The organism is Faecousia intestinalis (genome assembly GCF_040096185.1).
GTDB lineage: Bacteria > Bacillota > Clostridia > Oscillospirales > Oscillospiraceae > JAZOXB01.
The window spans coordinates 1-4,887 of the sequence record NZ_JBBMFF010000277.1 but is presented as its reverse complement, the minus strand read 5'-3'; the positions used below and the strand labels follow the sequence as shown (position 1 = coordinate 4,887).

Sequence of the window (4,887 nt, the reverse complement as noted above, 5' to 3'; positions counted from 1 at the left end):
CGGCGCTCACTGCGCAGCCGTTGGCGGCTTTGCCGCCTTACGGATGCGGCGTGCCCCTTGCGGGTAGTGAGCGCCTTGGGCAATTGCATATTTCCGGCCGCTCCGTTGAACGTACAGGCTTTCAGGCTTGTCATTGCGAGGCGGCCGTAGGCCGACGTGGCAATCTCGCAGTACCATGTTGGATAGCAGGTAGGCCTCGGCGAAAACGTAACCGGCTGCAGGAGATTCCCACGTCGCTTCGCTCCTCGGAATGACAAACTTGGGAACCTCGCACCATAGAATTCATGCCGCAAATATTGCCAGCCTCCATGGCGCTCAATGAGCGCCGCTACAATATTGTTTGAAATTATTTCCCTGCCGGGGCGGGTTCACGCTCCATGGCGGCGTGCTTGCGCGCCGGGCGGTAGCACAGCAGGGCAATGAAGATCATCAGCGCCGTGGCGGACAAGCTGACCGGATAGGACGTCATGATGGTCTGCAGCGTGGGGTGCTGCGGGAAGGCAAAGTGGATCCAAGCAATGCGGATGCCGCACACGCCGAGGGCCGTGAGCGCGGCGGGCACGAGCGAGATGCCGAAGCCGCGCAGATAGCCGGACATGACCTCATACAGAAGCGAGAAGATATAGGCGAAGAACACGATCTTCAGCCGGTCGTAGCCCAGCGCGATGACCTGCGGGTCGTTGTTGAAGATGGACAGCAGGAAGCGGCCCGTCAGCAGCACCAGCGCGACGGTCGCGCCGAGCGAAACGGCGTCCTCGATCAGGCAGAGGTACAGCGTTTTGCGGCAGCGGCGGATCTGGCCCGCGCCGTAGTTCTGGCCGACGAACGTCGTGCAGGCCTGATTGTAGGAGTTCATCACGTCATAGGCGAAGACCTCGATGTTGCAGGCTGCGCTCGAGGCAGCCATGACGACCTTGCCGAGGCTGTTGATGGCGGACTGGATGACGATGTTGGAAATGGCGAACACCGCGCTCTGCAGCCCGGCGGGAAGGCCGATGCGCAGGATTATCCACAGGCTGCGGCCGTCCATGCGCAGGTTGCGCGGCTCGAGGCGGATGTCCTTGCCGGAGCGCAGCAGGCGGCGGAACAGCAGAGCCGAGCTGAAGGCATTGGCCATGACGGTCGCGATGGCCACGCCGTTGACGGTCATATGGAGCACGGCTACGAAGAACAGATTCAGCAGCACGTTCAGCACACCGGACATCGCCAGCGCCACAAGCGGCACGCGCGTCTCACCGACGCTGCGGAAGATCGCCGCCTCGAAGTTATAAAGCAGGATGACCGGCATACCCATCAGGTAGATGCGCAGATACAGCAGCGCCTGCGGAAACACGTCGTCCGGCACATGCAGCGTACGCAGCAGGGCGGCCGCAGCCAGCTCACCGAGAACGGCGACGACGATGCCGCCCAGCAGCGAGAATACGATGGACGTGTGCACGGCCTTCTGCACGGCCTCGCGGTCGCCGCGGCCGACGGCGTTTGCGATGACGACATTCGCGCCGAGGGCGATGCCGATGAACAGGTTGACGATGAGCGCGATGAGCGCGCTGTTTGCGCCGACGGCGGCGACGGCAATGGTCTTGTCCGCGCCGGTGAAGTTGCCGACAACGGCAATGTCGGAGGCGTTGAACAGCTGTTCCAGAATGGCTGTTGCGGCGACCGGCAGGGCAAACTGCGGCAGCTTGCTCCAGATCGGGCCGTGGAGCATGTCGAGCCGCTTGCTTTCTGCGGATCTCATGCGGAATTTCTCCTCTCAATTCAAAAACATCTCGATTGCGGCCCTAGTATAACGCAATCTGCCCCGCAGCGCAAACATTTTTCCGGCTTTTCCCAAACCTTGGAGGACTGCACGGGAACGGCCTGAAGAATGAGACCGTTCCCGTGCAGTTTGTTCAGGGGCTGTGGTCAGATGTCAGAGGAGCGCGGCAGAAATCAGTACACGCCAGGAATGCAGCGGATGAGCTCGTCGAATGCCTGCCGTTCTGTCTCTTGTATGCAGCATGGGAAATGAAATCGGGAAAAGGTTAGAAAATCATCATGAGGGTGCCCGCAACGATCAGCACAAGGCCGAGCGCGGCCTTTTTGGACAGCCGCTCATGGAACACGACGGCGGAGAATGCGATGGAGACCAGAATGCTCAGCTTATCGATGGGCACGACCACGCTGGCAAGCCCGTCCTGCAGCGCCTTGTAGTAGCACAGCCACGAACCGCCCGTCGCAAGGCCGGACAGGCAGATGAAGCCGAGCTCCTTCTTCGGGACCTCCTTCAGCGTGTGCTGCTTGCCCTTGACGCACACAATGAGCCACGCCATCACGAGCACGACGCCCGTGCGGATGGCCGTGCCGAGGTTGGACTCCACGCCCTCGATGCCGACCTTGCCGAGGATGGAGGTCAGGCTGGCGAACACGGCGGAGAGGATGGCATAGACCAGCCAGCTCTTTCGTTCGGCCTTGTTTCCGGTGACTGCCTTTTTCTCGATCATCAGGAACGTGCCGATGGCGATGAGCACGACGGCCGCGCCCTTGAGCCAGGTGATGCCCTCGCTCAGGAAGAGGAACGCCAGCACGATCGTCAGGATGGTGCTCGATTTATCGATGGGAACGACCTTGTTCACGTCGCCGAGCTGCAGCGCGCGGAAATAGCACAGCCACGACGCGCCGGTCGCGAGGCCCGAGAGGATCAGAAAGACCCACGTCTTCGCGCTCAGGCCGGTGATGGTCGGCGCGGAGCCGACGATGGCCACCATCAGCCACGAAAACAGCAGGACCACGATCGTCCGGATGGCCGTGGCCGTGTCGGAATCCGTCTTCCGGATGCCGCATTTTACCAGAATGGATGTCAGCCCGGCAAAAAGCGCCGAACCAAATGCAAACAGGATCCACATGACAATGCCTTCTTTCTATGGTGTTTCACGCAGAGACGGGGAAAAGATTGGGAGATTTTTTAAAGCTTTAGTAAAGTGGATTCCATCAAAAATGTTGGGGGTCTGGCTCTCTTCCCGGCCCCGTTCTTGCGAAAAAAGTTGAGCATAGAGACAAAATCCTTTGAGTACACCACTACCACATCCAAAGGAGAGTCACTATGCCTAATTCAGACTATACAACAGAACTGCTCAATTTGGAAGAGGTAATCGTCAAAAAGTGCAAATTCCTACTGGCGAAGTCTGCTTTTTTCTGGAGCAGCCCGGCCCGCTGGACACTCACGGATTGCGTGCACGACTACCGGATGCAGGAGAGACCGCTGTCCAACACCATCTACAACGCAGGATATGACGTTGACCGCGTGAACTTAGCCGCCGGGAGTGCGTATTTGACAAAAGCTGCGTAATAGGATAAACATCCCACACCGTGCGTTTCCAGGACGCATAGTGCGGGATGTTTTTGCGTTTTTGGGAAGATGGTTGCTGCACAAACGATTTGAGTTTTTAAGTATCTGTTTCCGTTCCAACAATGACTTGTGAAGTTTCTTCGGTATTGGACTGGGCCGGATGAGCAGTGAGACCGGTAAAAGCAATTATGCCCAGGATGTACATCACAATAATGCCGCCGATAATAAAGGCGAATACTTTCCATACTCTCTTCGCCCGTCTGTTTTTGATAGCCAGCTGCTCGTTGATCCGCGAAAGCTGCTCTGCCAAAGCGTCGGGCTTCGTTTCTGCTTCAATTTTGGATCCGAGCAATCGGCTTACAGGGACATCCAAAATCTCCGCCAGCTTTATTAACAGATCCGAGTCGGGAACGGAAAGACCTTTTTCCCATTTTGAAACGGTCTGCCTCACGACATTCAATCGTGCTGCCAGTTCCTCTTGCGTGATTCCTTTTTCCTTACGAAGTGCTTTTAGGTTGTCTTGAAACATAGTGGCTTCCTCCTTTGCACTCTCATTATAGTGCGGAAGACTGCGTTGCCTCAAGCAACGCAGAATAACATTGAACCAAACCAAACTCTATCAAGTAGAATTATAGCAGAGACTTGTGAATAATTCCGCCTCTACTCCGAGTTGAACCGTCCTTTGCCTTGCATTGCGCATGGGACGCAGCGCAGGACTTTTCCCGTTTCTGGCGATTTAGAGCGGTACATTCGATGCCCTACGCAGGACACACCTTTGCGCATCACGGAATCGAGCAGGGAGATTAAGTATTTGACCTCTTTCCGGTAGACCGCCAGGGTGTTGGCCGTTGTATCCATGATTCGCCACCTCTTTGTCGTTTGCTATAAGATACAAGGCGGCTCCAGATTTTGGGTACCACTTTTGCAAAAAATGAAAAAATTTCTGTCGGAGATAATGATCTGCCTATGAGGCTGACCTTTTAGCTGCACAAAAAGGAGCAAGGTCTGTTCAACCTTGCCCCAGTCAGTATTCAGTTTGGCGGATTAGCCTTATCAAAATATGATACCAATATCAAAAGGCAAGCATCAAAATGAGTGCTTTTTCTTTTATATCTGACGCATTATGTTAAAATGTGCAGTAGATGCTCCATTTTACTGTCCCACTCTCTGCTGGAATCGGCGCACTCTTTCAGTTCGGTTTCGATTTCAGCATTTATCGGCAAGTTTTTCTTATAGCGGATGGTATGCTCAAGGCTTGCCCAGAAGTCCATAGCGATTGTACGGAGTTGTATCTCCACCGGCACATGGATCTCTTTTTCTGCAAAGAATACCGGCAGCCGGATCGTCAGGTGCAGACTGCGATAGCCATTTGGTTTCGGGTGTGAAATATAATCTTTCTCTGTGATGATTTCAATGTCAGACTGATCTTTTAAGCACTTTGCCAAAAAGAACACATCCTCCTCGAAAGAGCAGATCACACGCACACCGGCAACATCCATGATATTTGCCTGCATGGTCGGAAAATCCAGAGGAAGTCCGCGCTTCTGCATCTTGTTCAT

General features: G+C 55.2%; 5 protein-coding genes. 1 reads left to right on the top strand and 4 read right to left on the bottom strand.

From position 1 onward, the window contains the following. Positions 1 to 346: 346 nt before the first annotated feature. Together WMO66_RS14295 and WMO66_RS14290 are read right to left on the bottom strand one after the other, a co-directional pair. Positions 347 to 1,738 (bottom strand): MATE family efflux transporter, encoded by a 1,392-nt coding sequence (locus WMO66_RS14295; protein ID WP_349137027.1) that lies wholly within the window; start codon positions 1,736 to 1,738, stop codon positions 347 to 349. 286 nt (positions 1,739 to 2,024) lie between these two features. Next, the gene (locus tag WMO66_RS14290; protein ID WP_349137026.1) at positions 2,025 to 2,885 is read right to left on the bottom strand and encodes an EamA family transporter; all 861 of its coding nucleotides are present in this window, start codon (positions 2,883 to 2,885) and stop codon (positions 2,025 to 2,027) included. A 197-nt stretch (positions 2,886 to 3,082) separates the two neighbouring features. Between WMO66_RS14290 and WMO66_RS14285 the strand changes: the two genes are divergently transcribed. Further along, positions 3,083 to 3,328: a hypothetical protein gene (locus WMO66_RS14285; RefSeq protein WP_349137025.1), complete on the top strand. Its 246-nt coding sequence runs from the start codon at positions 3,083 to 3,085 to the stop codon at positions 3,326 to 3,328. 97 nt (positions 3,329 to 3,425) lie between these two features. Here WMO66_RS14285 and WMO66_RS14280 read toward each other — a convergent pair whose 3' ends face one another. Both WMO66_RS14280 and WMO66_RS14275 read right to left on the bottom strand, forming a co-directional pair. Further along, positions 3,426 to 3,857: a helix-turn-helix domain-containing protein gene (locus tag WMO66_RS14280; protein WP_349137024.1), complete on the bottom strand. Its 432-nt coding sequence runs from the start codon at positions 3,855 to 3,857 to the stop codon at positions 3,426 to 3,428. Positions 3,858 to 4,449: 592 nt separating this feature from the next. Further along, positions 4,450 to 4,887 (bottom strand): GTP pyrophosphokinase (locus tag WMO66_RS14275; protein WP_349137023.1); only part of this gene is annotated, 438 nt, incomplete at its 5' end.

What these genes read in the sequence shown, in the direction of transcription:
- WMO66_RS14280 (WP_349137024.1), bottom strand. Translation starts at nt 3,857, where the DNA reads ATGTTTCAAGACAACCTAAAAGCACTTCGTAAGGAAAAAGGAATCACG.
- WMO66_RS14285 (WP_349137025.1), top strand. Translation starts at nt 3,083, where the DNA reads ATGCCTAATTCAGACTATACAACAGAACTGCTCAATTTGGAAGAGGTA.
- WMO66_RS14290 (WP_349137026.1), bottom strand. Translation starts at nt 2,885, where the DNA reads ATGTGGATCCTGTTTGCATTTGGTTCGGCGCTTTTTGCCGGGCTGACA.
- WMO66_RS14295 (WP_349137027.1), bottom strand. Translation starts at nt 1,738, where the DNA reads ATGAGATCCGCAGAAAGCAAGCGGCTCGACATGCTCCACGGCCCGATC.